Raw genomic sequence first — 22,273 nt, 5'->3', positions numbered from 1 at the left:
ATGCCCAAAATCAAAGCACTCCGATGGTGGATGATCGGCCTGATCATGCTCGGGTCGGTCATCAATTACCTGACTCGCAGCACGCTGGCTGTCGCTGCTCCGACGCTGCTGCAGGAACTGCATATCAGCGCGAAGGAATACTCGTGGATTGTGGGGACGTTCCAGGGCGCTATCATGGCGCAGCCGATTTGCGGCTATGTGCTGGATGTTCTTGGGCTGAAGATTGGCTTCGCGATTTTCGCAATCGCGTGGTCGCTGGTCAACATGGCACACGCGCTGGCCGGTAGCTGGCAGGCGTTTGCCTGGCTGCGCGGCGCGCTTGGCTTCGCGGAAGGCTCGGCCAACCCGGCGGGCATGAAGGCAACGTCCGAGTGGTTCCCGGCGAAGGAGCGCGGGCTGGCCGGCGGAGTTTATAACATCGGGGCGTCGGTGGGTTCCATGCTGGCGCCGCCGCTGGTCGCGTGGGCCATCCTGGTGTATAACTGGCGTGCGGCTTTTGTCATTACGGGTGCGCTGGGCCTGGTGTGGGTAGCGCTGTGGCTGTTCCTGTATCAATCGCCAGACCGGCACCCTGCCCTGTCGAGTGAGGAGAAAGCGTACATCTCTGCTGGGCAGGAGAAGCATCTTCAGAGTGACGGGTCGCGGCCATCGCTGGGCAAGATCCTGGTGCAGCGGAACTTCTGGGGCATTGCGCTGCCGCGATTCCTGGCCGATCCAACCTGGGGCACGCTGAGCTTCTGGCTGCCGCTGTATCTCAGCAGCGTCCGCCACATGGATCTCAAGCACATCGCCATGTTCGCGTGGATGCCCTTTCTGGCAGCGGACTTCGGTTGCGTGTTCGGCGGCCTGGTCTCGATGAAGCTGCAGAAACTGGCGGGGCTGAGCCTGATCAATGCCCGGCGCTGTGCCTTCACGCTGGGTGCGGTATTGATGCTGGGCGTGGGGTTTGTCGGTTTTGTGGAGAGTCCCTATGCGGCCATCGCGCTGCTGAGCCTGGCGGGTTTCGCGCATCAGACGCTGTCGGTGACGGTGATCACCATGGCGTCTGACCTGTTCCGGAAGAACGAGGTGGCGACGGCGGCCGGCATGGCCGGAACATTCGGCAACGCGGGCCTGCTGATTTTCTCGCTGATGATTGGTGGGTTGGTCGCCACGGTGGGCTACACGCCGTTTTTCGTCTGCCTGGGCCTGTTGGACCTGCTGGGCGCGGCGGTGTTGTGGACGCTGGTGCGCGAGCGCCCGGCGGCGCAACCGGAAGCCATAGAGGGAGGGCAATGACTATGCCGGAAACGTCGGCGCTGATTCGAAATCCGATTCTGCCGGGGTTCAATCCAGACCCCTCCATAGTGCGGGTGGGGGACGATTATTACATCGCCACATCCACGTTCGAGTGGTTCCCGGGGGTTCAGATCCACCACTCCCGCGACCTGATCCACTGGCGCCTGGTGGGGAGGCCGCTGAACCGGGCCAGCCAGTTGAACATGCTGGGCGATCCCGACTCATGCGGAGTGTGGGCTCCGTGTCTCACCTATGCGGACGGCCTGTTCTGGCTCATCTACACGGACGTGAAGCGTTATGGCCGGACGACCCAGGGCGGTGCGGCCGGCGCCTCGCTGCGGGATACGCACAACTACCTGGTGACGAGCCAGAGCATCGAGGGCGGATGGTCCGAGCCGGTGTATTTGAACAGCAGCGGGTTCGACCCTTCGCTGTTTCATGACGACGACGACCGGAAGTACCTGGTCAACTTACGGTGGGATCACCGACCAGGCAGCAATCGATTCTCGGGGATTGTGCTGCAGGAATATTCCCCCGCCGAGCGCTCGTTGACCGGGCCGGTCCACTTGATTTTCCGGGGGACGCAGATCGGGTTTACTGAGGGTCCGCATCTCTACAAGCGGGGCGGCTATTACCACCTGCTGACAGCGGAAGGCGGCACAGGCTGGGGTCATGCTGTGACGATGGCGCGGTCACGTGAGCTGACGGGAGCCTATGAACTGCATCCGGACATGTACGTGCTGACTGCGCGGAACCGGCCGGATGTCGAACTGCAGCGTGCCGGTCATGCGGACCTGGTGGAGACGCAGGCGGGCGAGACGTATCTGGTTCACCTCTGCGGGCGGCCGATCCACAACCGGGGGCGCTGCACCCTGGGCCGCGAGACGGCCATTCAGAAGATGGCCTGGGGTGACGATGGGTGGCTGCGTACGGCCGATGGCTCCGGCCTGCCGCTGAGCGAAGTGGCTGCGCCGGCCCTGCCTGTCCATGAGTTTCCCGCTTCGCCGGAGCGCCAACTGTTTGATGGGCCGGAGCTGCCGCCGGACTTCCAGTGGCTCAGGTCCCCGTGGCCGGAAGAACTATTCAGCCTGACGGAGCGGCCGGCGTATCTGCGCATGTACGGCCGTGAGACGATCGGCAGCCTGTTCCGGCAATCGCTGGTGGCGCGCCGGCAGCAGGCACATTGCTACAGCGCAGAGACTTCGATGGAGTTCCAGCCACAGGGGTTCGCGCAGATGGCCGGACTGGTCTGTTATTACAACAGCAGCAAGTTTCACTACCTGTATGTCTCGCGCGATGACGAACTGGGCAAGCAGGTCCGGGTGATGTCGTGCCTGCCGGACCAGGTGCAGTCGGACGTTTTCAGTGCCGCTGTGGCGATACCGGAAGATGCTCCGGTGCACTTGCGGGTCGAGGTGGATTTCGAACGGTTGTACTTCGCGTTCAAAGTGGGGAGCGGGGCCTGGGTGAGGATGCCGGGGCCGCTCGATGCGAGCATTTTGTCGGACGAGGCAGCGGCTCCGGGTACGCCCAATTTCACGGGAGCGTTTGTCGGCGTCTGCTGCCAGGACCTGGCCGGAACGCGGCTTCCGGCCGATTTTGCGCACTTCACGTATCGGGAGCGCCCGTATCTGGCGGAGCCGTTCGAGGCTCCCAGCGCGGGCTGAGCTGAGGTCAAGGAAGTTCAACCGCGAGCCTCGTGCTGCACACTCCGCAGTGCTGGTTCCTGCGGCGACGGCTTTCGCAACAGCAGCGGCACGGTGCCGCTCGCCAGGGCGATAAAGGCCATGATGCGCAGCACGCCGTGGTACTCACCGGTGGCCTGGCGGAAGTGAGCAATGAGGGCGGGTCCCGCCACACCGGCGAAGCCCCAGGCGGTGAGCATCAGCCCGTAGATGGAGCCGATGTCGCGCGAACCGAAGTAGTCTGCCGCAAAAGCGGGCATGGTGCCGAAGCCACCGCCATAGCAAAGCAGGATGATGCACAGCAGGAGCGCCAGCATGCTGAAGTCGGAAGTCTGGGAGAGCAGCAGGAAGACCAGGGCTTCGACTCCGAACATCGTGAGGAAGACCGTCTTGCGGCCGATGGCATCGGACAGCCAGGCCCAGAAGAGGCGCCCGCAGCCGTTGCCGATGGAGATGATGCCGACCATGGCAGCGGCCGTCGCAGCACTGACGTGGGAGACTTCCTGTGCCATTGGCGAGGCCTGCGAGATGATGGCGATGCCCGCCATGCTGTTGAGGAACAGGGTCATCCAGAGCCCGTACCACTGCCAGGAGCCGAGCGCCTGGCGAAGGGTGAGATCCTGCGCGGGTGCAATGTGGGCGCTGGCGAGAGAGGCGCGATAGCCGGGAGGAGCGTAGCCTTCAGGCGGGACAATCATGAAAAAAGCACATGAAGCGACGATGACGAAGTAGGCGGCGCCCAGGATCAGGAAGGTGGCGTTCACACCAGACGAGTCAATCAGGTACTGCGCGATAGGTGCGGTGATGAGAGCTCCGGCGCCGAAGCCGGCGACCGCAACCCCGGTGATCATGCCCCGATGGTCAGGGAACCAGCGCAACAGGGTGGCGACAGGAACGATATAGGCGAGTCCTATGCCGGCGCCGCCGATCACCCCATAGGTGAGGTAGAGCATCGGCAGCGTATGAGAGATACCGGCGAGCATAGTCCCGGCCCCATACAGGATGGATGCGGAGAGGGCGACGGTTCTCGGCCCTACACGCCTCATCCAGAGGCCCCCGGCGAACGCCGCGAAGCCGAGGACCAGGATGGCGAGTTCGAAGGCGGAAGTCACCTCGGGGACGGTCCAGCCATATGTCTTGGTGAGCGGGATGCGGAAGACGCTCCATGCGTACACGGCGCCGAGCGCGATCTGCATGAGTACACCGGCTGCGGCAATGAGCCAGCGATTGGGAGTGTTTGTTGTCATGGTATGTCCGGCTAGAAGGTATAGGCTGCGCCCAGGTTGAAGTGATCGCCGATGTTGTTGCTGGCTGGCTGATTGCGATAGTTCGTCAGGAAGCGGTGCCACTCCAGTGCGAAGGCGACATTAGGAGACAGGTGAAAGATGATGTTGCTCATATAGCTCTGGTTCTTGGACCGGCCGCCTCCGGGCACGTTGCCGATCTCGGGGGCATCGATGCCGTAGGCTGTATTGCTTTGCCATCTGCGGCTCAACTGGAGGGAGACCTGCGCCCAGCCGCCGCGTGTGCCCACGCCGCGATCACCCGGTTGTCCGATGGGCAGGACGGTCTGCCCGATACCGCCGCTGAAGATGCCGAGGGCACGGCCGGCGAAGGCCTCGCCGGACAGGGTGACAAAGCGGCCGAGGGGCAGGTTGTAGTCGACGGCTGCGCCCCAGCTTTGAAAGTCGCGTGTCGCGGCAATGCCGTTCGTGACGGCTGTGTTCTTAGCCGTGCCCCAGTGTCCGCTGAAGCCGAGGGTAGCCGTACGGTCCAGGACGGGCGAGGATAAGGCAAGGCGCGTCTCGACGGCCGGCAGGCGCCCCAGTTCCCCGGCCCGCGGCTGGCGCACGGTGGAGTAGGCAGCGAGGTTATCGCCGATATCCGGATTCACCGCGGCCACCTGCCAGAGGAGCGTCCGATCGTGTGCGAACTTGCCGTTCCACTCAGCCCGAATCTGTGGAGTACGGATCCAGAGGTTGCCGGAGCCGGAGAATTCGGGGATGGAAAACTCAGCGAAGGAGGTTGGGTTCAAGGGAGCAAAGATGCTCCAATCCTGCCCGGCCTGGATCGCGAAACGATCCCACTGGAGCCGCCCGTAGGCTAACCGCAGGCGCAGGATATCCATGTTGACGCCGTTGGCGAGGGCGGGATCTCCGCCGAAGAAATCAGCTTCAACCACGGCGCTGAGTTTGGCGTTTCCGGCTTTTAGATCTGAGATGGAGAGGCCCAGGCGCGTCTGGCGGGCGGTGGCGCCAAAGTTCTCCTGGGGTCCCGCCGTACGCGGGGTGGCGAAGCCCGGAAAGTCCGCGTTGTTCGTGCCCGCGGAATTAAAGTAGGCATTGAACAACAGGGTGCCGTTGAATTTCAGTTTCGGCGACGGCGCAGCCTCGGCCTTTGGGGCTGCGGCCGCGGCGGTGCTGATGGGTGCCGGTGCAACGGCGGGAGCAGCATGCAGGCCGGCGGCATCGGTTGCACTGATGATGCCCTTGTCACGCAGGATGGCGGCTAGCTGCTGCACTCCATTGGCTCCGGCGCCGATGACACGGTCGAATTCGGCGGACGTGATGACCTGCTTGTCGCGCAGGACCCGGGCGAGTTCATCGGCTGGTGATTGCGCCTGGCAGGTCAGCGCGCACAGCACGAGCACAACTCCGGCAATCTGATTTTTGAGCATGAGTGCTGTCTCTCCCAATCCACTAGGACCAACGGGACGGCTTCGCTTTCAAAGTGCCTATGCGGCGGTCACCCCGCTGCATCGGGCCGCTCAGTCACCGGCTTGGGACCGGGCCCGGGCAGGATGTGCTTGCGACCCCCCGCGCGCTCGCCCTCGAAGAGCGCTTCGAGACTGGAGTAGGGGTAGATGGTGGGCGCCTTGTTCTGCATGAGGCCGCCAGTATCCGCGGTGGGGCCGTAGTTGCTGTGCTCATCGCGATTCAGCATGCGCAGCATGGCCAACTGCTGCCCGCGGTGATGGGACGTGTGCGTCATGCGGCGGGTCATGACCCAGGCCCGCGAACGGCGCACGTCAAAGAAGGTGGTTTCGCCTTCCCACCACGCCTCATCTTTCTCGCGCAGGATGGCCAGCCGCCTGGCGCTGTCCCCCTCGTACTGGCGCATGAACTCCAGGCGCGTCTCTTCCTTCGGCAAGGGGGACGCACAGACTTCAATGCCCAGCATTGTGCGGAACCAGAGGTCTTCGCTGACGCACTGATGAACCATCTGTTCGTGAATGCTGCGGCCTCGTCTATCGCTGGGATGCGGACGGACCGGCAAGTCGCCGTCCTGGAACATGCTCCACGCGCTGATTACCTTGACGCGCTCGGAGGCATAGGTCTCGATGAGAAACGCGTATCTCATATCACCCTCATTTATGTCCGCGGCTCCACTACCAGGTCAGATGGGCTGGAATTCAGCAGGGGATTCGGCCAGGCGTCAGGATCCCAACGGTCCGGTCCGTGCAAACACTGGAAATCCTTCTCCACCAACACCTGAATGCGGCCTCGGCCGGCGATGGAGACCTGGTCGCTGTTGGCCCAGTCGTTCACCACCGAGGGAGGCAGCACGACTCGAATGGAATCGGGGGAGTAGTCGATCACAAGGTCCTGCACATTCTCGGAAGTGAATATGGAGTAGCGGAACGGCCGCCTGGGATCGAAGGGAACCTCCGCTTCCACCCAGCCGCAGTCCCGCAGTTGCGACACTTCTTTCTGCGTCAGCCGGAATCGAAGGGAGCTGTCCTGTATGCGGAGTTTCATTGAAGCCTCCCTGGCTCGCTGTAGACGTTGAAGCGGCTGTCCCGCAGGAAGCCGACAAGAGTCATGCCGGACTTAGCCGCAGTGGAGACGGCCAGGCTGGAGGGTGCGCCCACAGCGGCGAGCAATGGCACGCCCCCCATCAGGCATTTCTGCACCAACTCATAGCTGGCCCGCCCGCTGACGAGAACCATGGAATTGGCCGCGGGCGTCCGCCCGTGCAGCAGGGCGTGGCCGATCAGCTTGTCGACGGCGTTGTGGCGTCCGACATCCTCGTGAAGAGACTCCAGGCGGCCGGTGGCATCGAATAGCGCGGCCGCATGCAGGCCGCCGGTGTCTTCAAAGACGCTCTGCCGGGCTCGTAGCGCCGCCGGCAAACCATGCAGAACCCTGGCATCGAAGACGATGGAGGGTGGAGGAAGGGCGGGACAGCGGTTGGACTCCAGTGCGGCGAGCGAGGCCTTGCCGCAGAGTCCACAGGCAGAGGTCATGACGAAGGCGCGCTGGACGGAGAGCGGCTTGGCTGCGGCGTCGCGGGCCAGCACAACCTGGACGATGTTTGGATTGCCATCCGGAAGCCGGGTGATGGAAGCGATGTCGCCGGCGTGGCGGACGATGCCTTCCGAGAAGAGGAAGCCCGCCGCCAGTTCATAATCATTCCCCGGTGTGCGCATGGTGACAGAGAGGCTTTTGCCGCCGACGCGGATTTCCAGCGGCTCCTCTACGGCAAGCGAGTCGTCCCGCCGCTCCAGGTGTCCACCCTGCACCAGCTTGTCGATGGGAACCCTGACAGTGGATGGCATCCTCAGAGTCCTTTGCCGACTGCTTCCAGCAGGTCCAGCATGACGGCCACGGCGTGCCTGCTGTCCTTATTGCGCAGCCGCAGGAGGAGCGCACCCAGTCCGGGGGCCTCTTGCGACTTCTCGCGTTCCGCTCCGGCATTGACGGTTTGGACCAGGCTTTGCAGGACCTCCGGTGGGATTCCCGCGAAAAATTTGGTGAGGAGCAGGAAGTTCCGGATACCGCGAATGGATTCCGGGCTGCACACGGCGGAGGCCAGAATCCCCGTCACCTCATCGCGTGCGCCAACCAGCCCCCGGACCATGTCCAACACGCCGCGCTCGTGCAACACCTGCAGCAGGTCATAGGCCGACAGAAGCGCATCCGTGTGTGGCCGCGGAGTGCCCTGCGTCAGCACCTCCCGCGCGGAGGCATCCTTCGGCTGCGGCTCAAATGCTATCGCTTGCGCCATGGTCTATTCCTCACTTCCTTTGCTGATTTGAACCAGGCCGTTGCCTGGGAACTTGTAGTCCTTGCGGCGCCATTTTCGCTCCACTTCGACACCGCGCTGTGGCGTGGGCTTTCCGAAACGGGGGTTGTTCTTCGGCAACGGACTTTCGCCATTCGGGTCGATGACCTGCATATGGACAGCGGTCTCCTTGTAGGCGGGTGTGTGGGTGACTGTGTCTGTGAAGCTGCTGGTGAGGACGTTCACCGGGCTTTCCGTTGAATTCATCGGCATGTAGAGTTCCTTGCCGTGCACACGGTTGGTAACCAATGCGCGCGCTCGCAGCTTGCCGCGGCGGGACACCAGTTGCACCAGGCTGCCGGATTGAATACCGCGTTCGCTGGCCAGGTCTGGCGAGATCTCTATGAATGTGTCGGGCGTCCTGGCGGCGATGCCCGGGCTGCGATAGGTCAGGTTGCCTTCGTGGAAGTGCTCCAGCAGCCGTCCATTGTTCAGGTGGAGGTCGTAGTCCTGATCAGGACTCTCCGAGAGGACGGTGAGGCTAATGGGGAACAATCGCGCTTTGCCATCGGGGTGGGCAAAACCGCGCGTGTAGAGCAGCGGCTGGTCTGTGCCGTCGGCCGCGACGGGCCACTGCAGGGACCGATACCCCTCCAGGCGATCGTAATTCACGCCCGCAAAGAGAGGCGTCAGGGCAGCGATCTCGTCCATGACCGCGGAGGGATGCCGATAGTTCCACGCCGCGCCGAGGCGGTTGGCTACCAGTTGCAGGATCTGCCAGTCGGGCCGGCTTCCTTCCAAGGGCTCGAAGACCTGATACAGGCGCTGAATGCGTCTCTCCGTGCTGGTGAACGTACCCTCCTTCTCCAGGCTGGGGGCCGCGGGCAGGACCACGTCGGCGAACCTGCAGGTAACACCGAAGAAGACGTCTTGAACGACAAAGAACTCCAGCTTTTCGAAGGCGGCGCCCACATGATTCGCGTTCGAATCGACGATGCTCATCTCTTCGCCGAACAGGTAAAGGGCCTTGAGCTTGCCGTCGTGGATGGCGTCCACCATTTCGTGGTTGTCCAGACCCTTGGTGTTGGGGAGTGGGACTTTCCACTTCTCCTCGAAGCGCCGGCGCACCTCGGGATCGCTGACCGGTTGATAGCCGGGCAGGAAGTTGGGCATGGAGCCGAGGTCGCTGGCGCCTTGCACATTGTTGTGTCCGCGCAGTGGGTAGGCGCCTGTGCCGGGCCGCATGTAGTTGCCGCTGACCAGCAGCAGGTTCGAGATGGCGGTGGAGGTGTCGGACCCGTTGGTGTGCTGGGTGACGCCCATCGCCCACAGGATGCACACCGCCTTGGAATCCGCGATGGTCCGTGCCACGCGCTCCAGGGTTTCGATGGAAAGTCCGCAAGTCTCGGCAGCGAACTGCAGGGTGAACGGCTCGAGGCTCTTGCGATACTCGGGGAGGTTGTTGACCCAGCGGTCTAGGAAGTCGGTAGCGGCGAGTCCGTTGTCGAGCAGATAGCGGCTCATGGCGGAAAGCCAAACGAGGTCCGTGCCGGGTCTCGCGTGGAGGTAGATGTCAGCGCGGCGGGCCATTTCGTGTTCCCGCAGGTCCGACACAATCAGCTTCTGGCCATGCAGCTTATGCGCTCGCTTGACGCGCGTGGCGAGCACAGGATGGCTCTCCGCCGTGTTGCTGCCGATGATGATGACCAGGTCAGCCTTCTCGATGTCGGAGATCGAGCCGGAGTCCCCACCGTAGCCGACGGTGCGGAATAGGCCGGTGGTGGCCGGCGCCTGGCAATAACGTGAGCAATTGTCGACATTGTTGGTGCCGATCACCGCCCGGGCCAGCTTCTGCATCAGATAGCTCTCTTCGTTGGTGCACTTGGAGGAAGCGATGAAGCCCAGGGCGTCGGCGCCGTCCCTGCCCTTGATCTCAGTGAACTTTCGGGCAATCAGGTCCAGTGCCTCATCCCAACCTGCTTCGCGGAAGCGGTCTCCTTCCCGAATGAGTGGAGTGGTCAGCCGGTCCTGATTATTCACGAAATCCCAGGCGAACTTGCCCTTGACGCAGGTGGAGACTCCGTTGGCCGGGCCTTTGGCGGGGGCGACTTTCAGGATGTGACGATCCTTGGTCCAGATGTCGAAACTGCAGCCGACACCGCAGTAGGTGCACACGGTCTTGGTGCGGCGGATCCGCGTGGCCCGCATCGCCGCCTCGGCCTCGGACAAGGCAAGGACCGGGCTATAGCCGGTCTCCGGCTCCACACCCTTCACCGCCTCAATCATGGAGTCCAGCGCCTTTTTGGGAATGCGGGTGAAGAAGCCGGCGTGCTGCAGCATGGATTTCTCCATCAGCGCATTGCACGGGCATACCGATACGCAGTGACCGCAGGAGACGCAGCTCGACTCACCGATGGCGACGCCTCCGTCCCAAACCACGCGCGGGTCGGGGCTCTCCCAGTTGATGGAGAGCGTCTCGTTCACCTGGAGATTCTGGCAGGCCTCGACGCAGCGCCCGCAGAGGACGCACTGATCGGGATCATAGCGGTAGAAGGGGTTCGAGTCGTCGATCCCGTAGGGCTTGGCGCGGAAGGGCAAAGCCTGGTGCTCGACCGCCATCATCTTAGCGGTGTTATGGATCTGACAGTTGCCGTTGTTGTTGTCGCAAACCGTGCAGTAGAGCAGGTGGTTCGACAGAATGTGATCGAAGGCTTCGGTGCGCGCAGCCTTCGCACGCGGCGTGAAGACCTCCACCGACATGCCGTCAGATACCTTCGTGCCACACGCCCGCACCAGTTTGCCGTCCAGTTCCACCAGGCAGGTGTCGCAGGTCTGGATATCGCCCAGTTGGGGATGAAAGCAGACCTGGGGCAGAGGGATACCGGCGCGGTCAATCACCTCAACCAGGCGCTCGCCCTCTTGCACGTTGTGGCGCGCGGAGTTGATCAGGATTGATGGCACGTGGATGACCTCAGAGCGCAAGCGCCCATAGTGACGGGAGTGGGGCGGAACTCGCCGTTGCCGGATGGATTCAGGAGCATCGGAGCGGTCCTTTCATGAAACACAACGCGTCTCGCCGCGTTGCCATGAAAGAAAGCATCTTGAGGGCCACAAACCGCCCACAATATTCTCTTTAATTTCTTATATTTGGCTACCCGGGACGGAACGGATGTGTCGACGTCGGGTCAAATTGTCGGGAGTTCGACGCTGGGTGGAGGAGAAGGCAGGGGCCATCAGACGGGCTGGCCTGCGACTCAGAGATCGAGTTCCATGTCACCGGCCGGCTTCGAACAGCAGATCAGCACGTTGCCGGTGGCTGGCGGTTGCAGCGGATCCGGCTGGTACAGAACACTGCCGCCGATCAAGGCGCATTCACAGGTATGGCAGACTCCGCTACGGCACGCCCACTGTACGGGAACATCGCACGCCTCGGCGAATTCCAGCAGACTGGAAAACCGTGAATCCCACGGCACGGTGAGACCGCTGCGGGTAAACGACACCTGCGGACCGCTGCCGGGCTGTCCGGACGGAGGATGCGCCGGAGGGCGCGCAGTTCGTGTGATGCCCGGGGTGATCGACGCCTCGGGTCCAAAGACCTCTGCATGAATTCGTGCCGGATCGGCGCCCCATTTCCTCAGGCCTTCGGCCAGGTCGCGCAGGAAGGACGAGGGGCCGCAAAGATAAAACTCAGCCTGGCGGGGGACCCCGATCCGGTCGAGCAGCGCCGTGTCCATGTGCCCGGCCGAGTCGTAGTCGACCCCGAGTCCGTCCCCGGGGCCCGGCTGGCTGTACACAATCTGGCTGCGGCCATTGATTAGTGCCTGCAGAAGTGCCCGGGATTCTTTCGCGAACGGATGCTGTGCCCCATTGCGCGCTCCATAGATCCACCAGACCGCCCTGCGGGAGGCGGTGTTGGCTAGGAAATGCAACATGGCGAGTACGGGAGTTGCGCCGATGCCGGCACTCAGGAGGACGACTGGCGCATCGCCCGATTTCAGGGTGAAGGCGCCCCGGGGCGCACTGGATTCCAGGGTGTCGCCCGCGTGAAGCTGGTCATGAATGTACGCGCTGACAATACCGTTCACTTCACGTTTGACGCTCAGCCGGTAGTTTTTTGCGTCGGGCATGCCTGAGATGGAGTAGTTCCTCAGCAGCATTGGCCCATCAGGAGTGGTTCGCAAGCGCAGCACCAGAAACTGTCCGGGCAGGGCGGCAGGCAAGGGAGCACCATCCTGCTGTTCCAGGTACAAAGACGTCACAGCGGCGGTTTCACGCTCCAACCGGGTGACCTGCATGGGCCGGAAGCCAGGCCATGCGGGCGGCGGCCCGCCAGTGGCCTTGAGTCCGGGATTTCCGTCCACCGGCGCGTCCGGCTGCAGCAGCGCTGCAAAGGACGTCTTCCAGCCCTGGCTGAGTGCCGGGATCCGCAAGGCACGCTCGAGCAATGCCCGGGAGGGGTTAGGCAGATACAACAGGGCGTCCATGCTGGCTACGGTGATCTGTTCAACGCCATCCGCCACTTTCGTGATCTCGTCACCGGCCCCAACCTCGCCCTCTTCCAGCACGCGGAAGTAGAAGCCAGGCCGATGATGCGATACCAGCAGCGCGGCCATTGCCGGCTCAGCCATTCGGATGCCCACGCGAAAGCAGGTGACGCGGGGCTGTGTCACCTCGAAGACCGCGCTGCCGATGCGGTATCGATCCCCGATGCAGACTTCATCGTCCGCCAAGCCATCCACGGTGAAGTTCTCGCCGAATTGCCCGAAAGAAAAATCGTTCCGGCCGAGTTGGGCTTCCCAATAGCGATAAGACGCCAATTGGTACACCATTACGGCCCGATGTTCGCCTCCATGCCCGGCGAGATCGCCTTGCCCATCCCCTTCCAGGTTCAGGCGGCGCGCCGCGATCCGGCCCTCCACGGGCTGCTTCCATATGGCGGTATGGACCTGCTCGCCTCTCCATTCGACGTCACGTGGAAGCCCGACATTGACTGAGATGAGCCGTGCCATCAGGTGCCCCTATTTGCAATATATCTGCAATTTTGCCGGGCACTTGATGGTTCTGTCTCCGGCCTGTGCAGCAGCCGGGAGGATCCGGCTAGTTGGAGGGGTCTTTTCCACGTGTGGATCGGACTCCCTTTAGGATCGCCAGCCCAAGGAGGATCAGGCCACCGACTGCTATCCAATGCGGAGCGACATGCAGTAGGACGGCGCCGTAGATGAGCCCTCCGATCATGATCAGAAAGCCCAGCATATAGATCGCAAACGACATAGGCCGATCCTCATTTCTGCCACACGTGATTGCGTGGCCCGGGCTGCGCTGAGTCCAGCGTCACATGGACGACGAGGCCTTCTGCCCCTTCACCTGCAACTCGTTGACGACCTGTTGAACGTTGACCACCGCGGCAGCCAGATTCTGCGCATGAGCGCGCCTTGCCTGTGAATCCACCGAACCGCTGAGAGTGACTACGCCATTCTTGACAGAGTACTTCACCTTCTCCTCAAGCCTGGCTTGCACAAGGACTGCGTGGAGATTCTTTTCAATGGCTTTGTCGAGGTCGGAGTTGATCGTCTTGGCTTCGCTTTCGCCGCCAGGCGGCAGGACCGCGATCTGATTGGCGACAACCTGTCCGGCTGCAAGAGATTTCGCCAGGACTTCCGCCTGTGCCTTATCGGCTTCCTGTGCGACATGGCCACTGAGGGTAACGACACCCTTCTCCCTGTCCTGTTTCACGGAAACGTCCTTGTAGCCGGCCTGATCCAGCGAGGCTCGGACACTGTCGGTGACGTCTACAGACTTCGTGGTTTGAGGGGAGCAACCTGCCATCGCGCCTGCGAAGGCCAGGGCGAGAATGAGTGAGGACGAGCCGAGAGTCTTCATAGGTTTTCCTTTGCTTTGTTAAAGTCCGACACTGCTGTAGGAAGCACGCTCAGGGCCATCCTGCGCCGTCCGGGCCACAGGCAGTGGTTCTGCGGCTCCGGCGCAAAGTCATGGGATGGGGGAATAGGCGCAGAATGCAGGAAAACACGGCGTTTTCGAGCTGGTGCACGCTGGGTCCACTCTCCCTGGAAAGACGATATCCTTCACGAAGGAAAGGGCGCCTGATCGTTTCGCGTCATGTTCGCAGGTGCGCGCCGAACTCCGCGAGTGCAACCTCGGAATGTTAAGTCCAACGGAGGGCTGGCCCGTAGACTGGTGCCAATGCCGCCGCTCTTGGAACCCACCCCGCCAAGGCTCACCGGAGCCGGCGGCTGGTCCGGTGAGGGGGTGCGCGCGCCCAAAAATGACCGGCAAAGTGCACATCTTGCTCTGCATTTATTGCCGAATGGCAAGTTTTAGCCCAGCCCGCGGTCCACACGCGAAAGGCGGCCCTCCGCTGGCCTGGCTGGGATGCGGCGGGCAACGCTGCTCAATCTGGCTGGAGCGCGGCCCCTGAGTGTCGTCATCCACCTTATTCCAAACGCTTTGTCCACATTTCGGATCGGATGTTCCGCGATGCGCCCAGCACGTTGCATAGGTACGCCCAGGGATCCAGGTTTTCTCGTTAAGGGGACAGCTACCCGGCTCCGAAACTGGCGGGACTGATGGCAACCACCTCTGCAATGATATAGTTGGTGAAAAATCGCTCCTGGGCGGCAGCGATTTGTATAGCCTATTCTGGGACCGGACTCGCCGCACTCTGGGGGGAGACGATCGAACGCATCGGCAAGTATGAGATCGCGGCTGAGCTTGGCAGAGGCGGGTTCGGGCGGGTTTACCGTGCCTTCGATCCGGTGGTCTCGCGTCCAGTCGCGATCAAAGTCCTGACCGAGAGCGCCGATGCCGCCATGCTGGCGAGGTTTCGCAACGAAGCGTCCGCTGCCGGCAATCTCCATCACAAGAACATCGTTACGATCCACGATTTCGGCGAAGACCGCGGCATGGCTTACATCGTGATGGAGCTATTGGAAGGAGAGGATCTCAACGAAGCTATCCACCGCAAACGTTCGCTGACCTTGCTGCAGAAGATGCACGTCATGTCGCAGGTGGCGGAGGGTCTGCACTGCGCGCATGCAAATGGCGTGCTGCATCGGGACGTGAAGCCGGCTAACATCATGCTGCTGCCGGACTTGACGGTAAAGATCATGGATTTCGGGATTGCCCGCCTGGTGGATGGTGAGGGAACCCGGTTGACCCAGCAGGGGTACCTGGTGGGCAGCATCCCCTATATGTCGCCGGAGCAGTTTCTGGGCGCCGAGACAGACGGACTTTGCGACATATTCGCCTATGGGGTGATCTACTACGAGTTACTGACCGGAATTCATCCCTTTTCGGGTCCGACGGCTCCAGCGGTGATGGCTTCCATCATGAATCAGGAGCCCAGGAACCTCAAAGAGTACTCGTCCGAGTGGCCGCCCGCCCTGGCGGAGATTGTCCACCGGGCGATGGCGAAGGACCGTTCGCTGCGCTACCAGTCCATTGAAGAATTCAGGCTGGACGCGGAGCCGATCATGATGGAACTGCAATATGAAGAGGCAGTTTCGCTGTTGTCCGAGGCGCAGGGGCACTTTGTCAGCGGCGAATTCAATGCCGCATCGAAGATCCTCAAAAAGGTGCTGGAACTCGATCCCGGAAACCGAAGCGCGCGGCGTCTGCGGGAGAACGTCCGGGAGGCCATCAGACGGCAGGCGCTGAAGCAAGAGGTTGACGCACTGCGGTCGAAGGGGCACGCAGAGCTACAAAGCAGGCGCTTCCAGGACGCGGTCCGGTGGTTCGAGAACGCCCTGGCCCTGGATCCCTCCAACAGCCAATTGATTGCGTTGGTAGAGCAGGCCCGTTCGCTGCTGGAGCAGAGCCGCCGAGCCGCCGAACTGCTCACCAACGCCAGGAAAGGCCTGGAGCACAACGACCTCACTGGCGCCTTCAAGCACGCTTCGGAGGCCGCCGAAAGCGACCCCGAGAATCCCGAGGCGATGCTACTGCTGGACGAAATTCGCCTGCAAATGCAAGAGCGGGACCGTGCGCAGCGCCTGAAAGCCGAGCTGAGCCGCGTGCAGGCGATGTTTCTGATGCAATCCATCGATGAGGCAATCGCCGCTCTGACCGAGCTGTCGGCGAAGTTCCCAGGCTCTCCTGAGGTCGCTTCCGCGATGGAACGGGCACAGGTTCTAAAGAAGGAGCAACTGAATCGCCAGCGATTGCAGCAGTATCTCGATGCTACCCGCCAGATGCTTCGCGAGAATCGCCTGGAAGAGGCGTTGGTTCTGGCGGAGGGGCTGGCGAGGGAGTTCCCGGACCATCGTGAAGTTGTAGGGCTGCTGGGCTTCATTCGCGATGAATTGCGTTTGAAGCAAAAGGCGGATTTCCTGGCCGCCACGGCACGTGATGCGGTGGACTTGCGCGAAGGAGGGCAGTACGCGCAAGCCATCGAACGGCTGGAGGAGGGACTCCGGCAGTACCCGGGCGAGAACCTGCTATTGGAAACGCTACACGTGACTATCGCGGCCTGGGCTGCCTACAAGCGGAAAGCGGCCGTCAGCGAGGCAGTGCAGGGATGCCAGGAACTCATTGAGAAGCAGATGCTCGCAGAGGCCTTGCAGTTGATCGACTCCTCACTGAACAAGTTCGCGGGCGAGGAGTCGCTGCTCCAACTGCGCCGGGACGCGGAAGCGGCCCTCTCCCAGCAGCGCAGAACGCAGGCGATCCGGGGCATTGAGGAGGACGCGCGGTCCTACATGAAGGGCGGACGACCGGGGAAGGCGATTCCGCTCCTCCGGCATGGCATTGTGCGATTCCCCGGCGAACCGCTGCTGCTCTCCCTGCTCGAAGAGGCCGAGCAGTCAATACAGGCGCTGCAACAGACAGAAGCATTCGAACGCATGCGCCTGCGTCTGCGCGAACTCACAAGTGCCTCTAATTTTGACCAGGCGCTTTCTCTGTTGGAGCAAGGGGCGCGCGACTTCCCGGAGCGCGGCGAGGCGATCCGGTCGTTACTCGCGGAGACGGCAGCGGCGAAGCGAGCATGGGAGCGCGAGCAGGCGCTGGAAAGAGAGCTGGCCAAAGCAGAATCCCTGTTTCGCCGTGGATTCTTCGAGGAAGCGCTCGATGTGACTCGCGAGGCCCTCGCCGAGCATCCCGAGGCGGCCCGGCTGGGGGATTTGCGCGCAAAGATCGAAGCTGCCTGGGCGAAGCATCAGCGGGACCAGGCCGTTCGTCAGGCGGTGGAGGAGGCACAGCGGCAACTGGGTGAGGACCGTGTGAGCGAGGCCATCGCGACGCTGGAGGGAGCGCTGGCGCGGTTTCCCGGCGACTCGCAAATCCTGCCGCTCATGGCCACCGCCAGGCAGCGGCTCCAGATCGCGCAGCGGGCGGCGGAGGTGGAAAAGATTCGCGCACAGGCCACCGGCCTTGCCGCGCGGGAGAACTATTCCGAGGCGATCCAACTGCTGAATCAGGCGATCCAGTTGTATCCCGACGCGGCGGTTTTGAGGGAGACCCACAAAGCCGTGTGCGACTCGCAGGAGGCCCGGCGGAAGAGTCAGGAGGTCGCCCGCGCGTTGCAGGAGGCCGCGGCATTACGCGGCAGGGGTTCATTGGATCAGGCGCTCCAGATGGTGGGGGATGCTCTCCGCGCACATCCCCAGGAATCGGAACTCCTGAGCATCCGGGCCCAACTGGCAGCGGAGAAGGCACAGCAGAAGAAGTCGGCGGCCGTGAGGGCGGCCGTGGGAGAGGCGGAACGATTGCTGGCCGGCGGGCAAGCCGCGACGGCGGTCGCCCGGCTGGAGCAGAACTGCTCTGAATACCCCGGTGAGCCCGAGTTGGAGGCGCTTCTCGCGAAAGCCCGCGCGGCGGCACAGCAGCGGGCCAGACTGGATCAATTGCTGGGCAAGGTGAACGCGCTGGTGCAGGCCAACGACCTGGACGCCGCGATACGGAGCCTGGAAGCTGGAGTCCAGTCGTTTCCTGGCGAGGAGCAGATTGCGGCCCGCCTGGCCGCGTTACGCGCTGACAAGGCCGCGCAAGGGAGAAACCGGGAGCTCGAGAAGGCGGTTGCGAAGGCCGGCGAATTGCGGCAATCGGAACGGTACTCGGAAGGCCTGGACTTCCTGCGATCCCTGCCGAAGGAGTACAGCTCCGACCCGCGGCTCCGACGTCTGGAAGGGGAACTCTCGGACGGGCTCAAGCTACAACAAAGGAACGAAGCTGTCCGCGCGGTGGAGGCCGAGGCCCAGGGCTTGATCCGGCGGGGCGATTTCATGGGCGCTGCCCAGATTCTGGGCCAAGCCGACAAGGTCTATCCGGGCGAAGCCACGCTGACGAAACTGCTCTTCGAGGCGCAGCAGGGCCACCGGCGCAATCAGGAATTGGAGCAAGCTCTGGAAAAGGCGCGAACGCTGCGCGCGCAGGGGCGCCATGAGGAAGCCCAATCGCAGCTCGAAGCCTGGACCCAGCGCTGGGGCGAGCATCCAGCTGTCACAGAGATGGCCGCCGACCTGGGAATGGAGGCCGAACGCCTGCGCCGCGACAAAACCATCGCGGATGGTGAGGCCGAGGCCCGATCCTTGATCGCGAAAGGTGAATTCGAAGGAGCCATCCGGGTTCTTGCTGGTGTGACGGCACGCTATCCCGACGTCCCCGCTCTGGCCCAGTTGCGCCAGAGTGCCACGGCAAGCCTCGAGGTCCAGAGGAAGCAGGCGGAGATCAGCAGGATTCTCGCCGGCGCCGGGCAGGAGATGGGCAAGGGGAATTTCGCCGAGGCTCAGCGGATACTGCGAGACGGCCTGCGCTCGCACACACGCAACGGCGAGATGGAGGCGCTGCTTCAGAAGGCCGCGGCGGCGCAGGCTGCCGCCGAGCTGCAGCAGTCGATCCAGGTAGTGGTGCAGGACGTGAAGGACCTCCGCAGCCAGGACAAGCTGGAGGACGCCCTGCGCCGCGCGAACCGGGGGCTGAAGGAACTGGGACGGCAGCCGTTGCTGGTTGAGTTGCAGCGCATCGTCGAAGGCGAGGTCGAGAACCGCCGGCAGCTTGCGGAGATCGCCGCGGCCGCCCGGGAAGCGGAAGCGCGATTGAAGGCAGGAGACGGGAGCAGCGCGGCGCGGGACTTGAGGAATGCGCTGCAACGCTTTCCCGCCAACAAGGAACTGGAAGCGCTGCTGCGGTCGGCCGAAGTGCAGCTTGCAGAGCAGAAACGGGCTCTCGAACGGGCCGAGGCCATCGCCACAGCCATCCGCGAGGCCGATGAGTATTGCGGCGCGGGCCGGTTCGCCGATGCGTTGATGCGGATCGACCAGGCGCGGCAGACCGTCGGGAAAGATCCGGCACTGCAAGCCAAACGCGAAGATATCGCGGCCAGGATTGAGGCGCAGCGCAGGGAACATAGGCGGCAGACGACTCTCTCGCAGGCGCGATCTTCCATCGCGGCGGGGCAACTGATTCTGGCAAGGCAGGCGCTGGAGGCGTTTGTCCGCGAGGAAGGCAAGGATGCGGAAGTCGCTGCTTTGCTGGCCGAAGCATTGTCCAAGATTCGCGAGGCGGAGCAGGCCGCCACTCTCGAAAAGATCCGCCGCGAGGCCCGGACTCTCACGGATGGAGGGGACTTCGCCGGCGCCATACGAGCGCTGGAAGCAGGGCTGCGCGAGTTTCCCGGCGAACTCTCGCTCACGGAACTCCTGCAGCGAGCAACGGCCGCCCGGCATGCGCAGGAGCTCAGCCAGGCTATCGGCGCCGCGATTGACGAGGCTAACCGGTTACGTCAGAAGCAGAGTTTCACCGACGCACTCAAACGCATCGAGCGGGCAGTCAAGGAATTAGGGCCGGATCCGCGGTTGGCCGCCGTCAGGCAGGAGGCCTCCGCGGAACTGGAGCAGCACAAACGAGCCGAGGAACTTCGAAAGGCGGAGAAGGCCGCCAAGACGCTGATCGACAAGGGCCGCTTCGAGGAAGCACTGGAAGCCCTGGCGCGCAGCCGCGCTCAGTTCCCCAACGAGCCCAGCCTGGCGTCGCTGGCTGAACTTGCCGCCGAAAAGCGCCGGCAGAAGGAACGTGAGGCGGCCGCGGCGAAAGTGAGCAAGCTGGGGCAAACAGCCGCCAACGTCCGGGAGCCCGGCAAGCTGCAGGCGCGCCTCGAGGAGGTCCGGCTACTGGCGGCGCCCTTCTCCGCCGATCGTGAATTCAAATCGTTGACCGAGGCGGCCATCGCCCAGATCCAGGCCGCTCTACAGGGATTCGAGCCTCCGAAGGCCGCTCCCTCACCACCATTGAGCGGGCCGCCCGCGCCTGCCACACCCAAGCAGCCCATGCCCCTGGCGGCCGCGGTGTCTGCCGGCGTGGAAGAGGCCCCCCGATCCGAGCCGGCAAAGGCGTCGCTCATCGCCGGCATTCCTCGCTGGGCGGCGGCGGCGGTGGTTGTAGTTGCCCTGATCGGTGGAACTGTCGCGATCCGGCGCATGTCCCATCCGAGGAAAGAGACGGCCACTGAAGGCAGCGCAGCCGGAGGTCCGAAACAGGCGGCCACTCCGGAGCCTCCGCCGCCCATCCTCGAACTGGCCACCAATCTGGCGGAAGCCACAGTGCAGGTCGACAATCGCCCGGCGGGCAAGCTTGAGAACGGGCAATTCCGCCTGACTGAAGCCGCGCCCGGCAAGCACACCCTGAAGATCTCCGGTCCCGATGGGAATGCCTCGCTATCCTTCGAGATTCGCCCCGATGCCATGCCCGGGCTCGCCAATCTCATCAACTCGAACGAACTCAAGACCGTCGCCGTCGCCAGCTTTGCGGGCAAAATCCGGCTGCTGTGCAACTGCGCCGGTCAGCCGGTCACGGTGGATGGGAAACCGTCGGGCGTGATGAAGTCACCCGCGCTGGAAGTGGCGAATCTGCGAGCCGGAACGCATGAGTTGAAGGTCGGCAATGGCAGTCCGCTGGTTCTGATGACGCATGACGCTCCCTCAATGAATCTCTTCCTGACTGCCAACCGCGACGTCGGCACCCTGGTTGTCGAGACGAATGAAGGCGAAGTCGAGGTCGTGGTGGGCTCGCGCCGCTACACCAGCCGCGGACTCCTGCAGCTTCCGTTGGAATCCAAATCGTATACGGTTCGAGTTGAGAAGCCGGGTTACGACACGAGTGGGCAACAGTCCGTAGAACTGCACCGTGGCGAGGTGCGCCGCCTCTCGTTCCGGCTGACGCCGCGGGAGGCGACTCTGGAACTGGCGGGACTGGCTCCGAACGCGGAGGTCCTGGTGGATGGCCGGCCACACGGACTTGCGGGCGCCGATGGCCGCTATTCGGGCCGGCTGCCATCTGGTGAGCACACGATCGATTTGCGGAAGGACGGTTTCACGCCCAGGCAGATCGCCAGCCGCTTCGATCCAGGCTCGACTGTGCGCTTCGGGCCGGAGCAGACCCAGATGCAGGAGATCCGCAAGGCCGCGCCTACTCCTCCGCCCGTTGAAGCTCCGAAGCCGGCCGATCCGCGCGCTGTGGAGGCCCAGGAATGGGGCTCCCTGCAAAACAGCCGCGACACGTCCGCGCTTGAGGAGTTCCGGAGGAAATTTCCGAATGGCCCGCATGCCGAGGAGGCGGGACACAGGATCGAACAGGTGGAATGGGCGGGTCTGAGCAGCACCAGGGACGTGGCCGCATTGGATGCTTTCCAGAAGAAGTACCCGAACGGCCGTTTTGCCGCGGAAGCTGCCCGCGCGATGGAGAAGATCGAGTGGGACAACCTGAATAAGTCGAACAAAGCGGATTTGGAGTCGTTTCTGCAAAAGCACCCGAGGGGCGCCAACTCTCAGCAGGCCAGGGAAGAACTGGCCAAGTTCGCCGGCGCCTCACAGTCGAAAGCCGACGAGCAGGCCATTCTGGCCCTGGTGAGCCGCTACTCTGCCGCATTCGCCGCGAAGAATGCCGACCAGGTTCGTGCCCTCTGGCCATCGATTCCGAGCCAGTCGCTAGCTCTTCTCAAAACCGCATTTAAAAACGCGGTTTCGATCGATTTGCAGTTGCAGCCGGAGTCGGCGCCGGTCATCTCAGGGTCCAAGGCTTCGGTTGTCTGCGGCAGAACTATGACCCAGAGATACAAGGACGGCGCACCGCCGGCTGCGCGGGACCGGGTCACAATCACCTTCGTCAAGCAGGGTGATGCCTGGTCCATCTCGTCCATTCAATAGGGAATCTTGTGGACAAGAATCCTAGTTTGTAGCACTTGGTACCAAGATTACCCTTGCAGCCGGCGCAGGCTACGATTACAATTTCTACAAACTTGACCAAACTGGAATGAATCACGGATCGAACCGGTACGCCGCACTGGATTGCATGAG

The 22,273-nt window shown here is 63.0% G+C and carries 13 protein-coding genes; 3 read left to right on the top strand and 10 right to left on the bottom strand.

Going from position 1 to position 22,273, the window contains the following annotated elements; genetic code table 11:
* Window positions 1-1,278: an MFS transporter gene (locus tag ACR9Y2_RS22985; RefSeq protein ID WP_435043999.1), complete on the top strand. Its 1,278-nt coding sequence runs from the start codon at window positions 1-3 to the stop codon at window positions 1,276-1,278.
* A gap of 2 nt (window positions 1,279-1,280) precedes the next feature.
* Window positions 1,281-2,945: a glycoside hydrolase family 43 protein gene (locus ACR9Y2_RS22980; RefSeq protein ID WP_435043998.1), complete on the top strand. Its 1,665-nt coding sequence runs from the start codon at window positions 1,281-1,283 to the stop codon at window positions 2,943-2,945.
* Window positions 2,946-2,962: 17 nt separating this feature from the next.
* Here ACR9Y2_RS22980 and ACR9Y2_RS22975 read toward each other — a convergent pair whose 3' ends face one another.
* From ACR9Y2_RS22975 to ACR9Y2_RS22930, 10 genes are all read right to left on the bottom strand, one after another.
* Window positions 2,963-4,210, bottom strand: coding sequence for an L-lactate MFS transporter (locus ACR9Y2_RS22975; RefSeq protein WP_435043997.1), 1,248 nt, complete (start codon window positions 4,208-4,210; stop codon window positions 2,963-2,965).
* Between the two features lie 11 nt (window positions 4,211-4,221).
* A complete protein-coding gene (locus ACR9Y2_RS22970) occupies window positions 4,222-5,640 on the bottom strand; it encodes a hypothetical protein (protein WP_435043996.1) in 1,419 nt (472 codons plus the stop codon).
* A gap of 68 nt (window positions 5,641-5,708) precedes the next feature.
* Window positions 5,709-6,323: a DinB family protein gene (locus ACR9Y2_RS22965; RefSeq protein ID WP_435043995.1), complete on the bottom strand. Its 615-nt coding sequence runs from the start codon at window positions 6,321-6,323 to the stop codon at window positions 5,709-5,711.
* A gap of 11 nt (window positions 6,324-6,334) precedes the next feature.
* Window positions 6,335-6,721, bottom strand: a complete 387-nt coding sequence (locus ACR9Y2_RS22960) for a DUF7009 family protein (RefSeq protein ID WP_435043994.1) — start codon at window positions 6,719-6,721, stop codon at window positions 6,335-6,337.
* Complete coding sequence (fdhD, locus tag ACR9Y2_RS22955; RefSeq protein ID WP_435043993.1) at window positions 6,718-7,521, bottom strand: formate dehydrogenase accessory sulfurtransferase FdhD; 804 nt, start codon at window positions 7,519-7,521, stop codon at window positions 6,718-6,720. The genes ACR9Y2_RS22960 and fdhD overlap by 4 nt, the downstream gene beginning before the upstream one ends.
* A 2-nt stretch (window positions 7,522-7,523) precedes the next feature.
* Window positions 7,524-7,970 (bottom strand): DUF1641 domain-containing protein, encoded by a 447-nt coding sequence (locus ACR9Y2_RS22950; RefSeq protein WP_435043992.1) that lies wholly within the window; start codon window positions 7,968-7,970, stop codon window positions 7,524-7,526.
* 3 nt (window positions 7,971-7,973) lie between these two features.
* Window positions 7,974-10,928, bottom strand: coding sequence for a formate dehydrogenase subunit alpha (fdhF, locus tag ACR9Y2_RS22945; RefSeq protein WP_435043991.1), 2,955 nt, complete (start codon window positions 10,926-10,928; stop codon window positions 7,974-7,976).
* A 293-nt stretch (window positions 10,929-11,221) separates the two neighbouring features.
* Complete coding sequence (locus tag ACR9Y2_RS22940; protein WP_435043990.1) at window positions 11,222-12,976, bottom strand: MOSC domain-containing protein; 1,755 nt, start codon at window positions 12,974-12,976, stop codon at window positions 11,222-11,224.
* A gap of 88 nt (window positions 12,977-13,064) precedes the next feature.
* Complete coding sequence (locus tag ACR9Y2_RS22935; protein ID WP_435043989.1) at window positions 13,065-13,238, bottom strand: hypothetical protein; 174 nt, start codon at window positions 13,236-13,238, stop codon at window positions 13,065-13,067.
* A 60-nt stretch (window positions 13,239-13,298) separates the two neighbouring features.
* Window positions 13,299-13,847 carry a BON domain-containing protein gene (locus ACR9Y2_RS22930; RefSeq protein ID WP_435043988.1) on the bottom strand — a complete coding sequence of 183 codons (549 nt, stop codon included), beginning with the start codon at window positions 13,845-13,847 and terminating at the stop codon, window positions 13,299-13,301.
* A gap of 734 nt (window positions 13,848-14,581) precedes the next feature.
* On the opposite strand from ACR9Y2_RS22930, the gene ACR9Y2_RS22925 reads away from it, so the two are divergent.
* Window positions 14,582-22,123: a protein kinase domain-containing protein gene (locus tag ACR9Y2_RS22925; protein WP_435043987.1), complete on the top strand. Its 7,542-nt coding sequence runs from the start codon at window positions 14,582-14,584 to the stop codon at window positions 22,121-22,123.
* Window positions 22,124-22,273 lie beyond the last annotated feature (150 nt).

Origin of the sequence: Paludibaculum fermentans, assembly GCF_051172195.1 — a bacterium.
GTDB lineage: Bacteria > Acidobacteriota > Terriglobia > Bryobacterales > Bryobacteraceae > Paludibaculum > Paludibaculum fermentans_A.
Note: the sequence above shows the minus strand (reverse complement) of the source record. Positions and strands in the feature narration are given on the sequence as shown.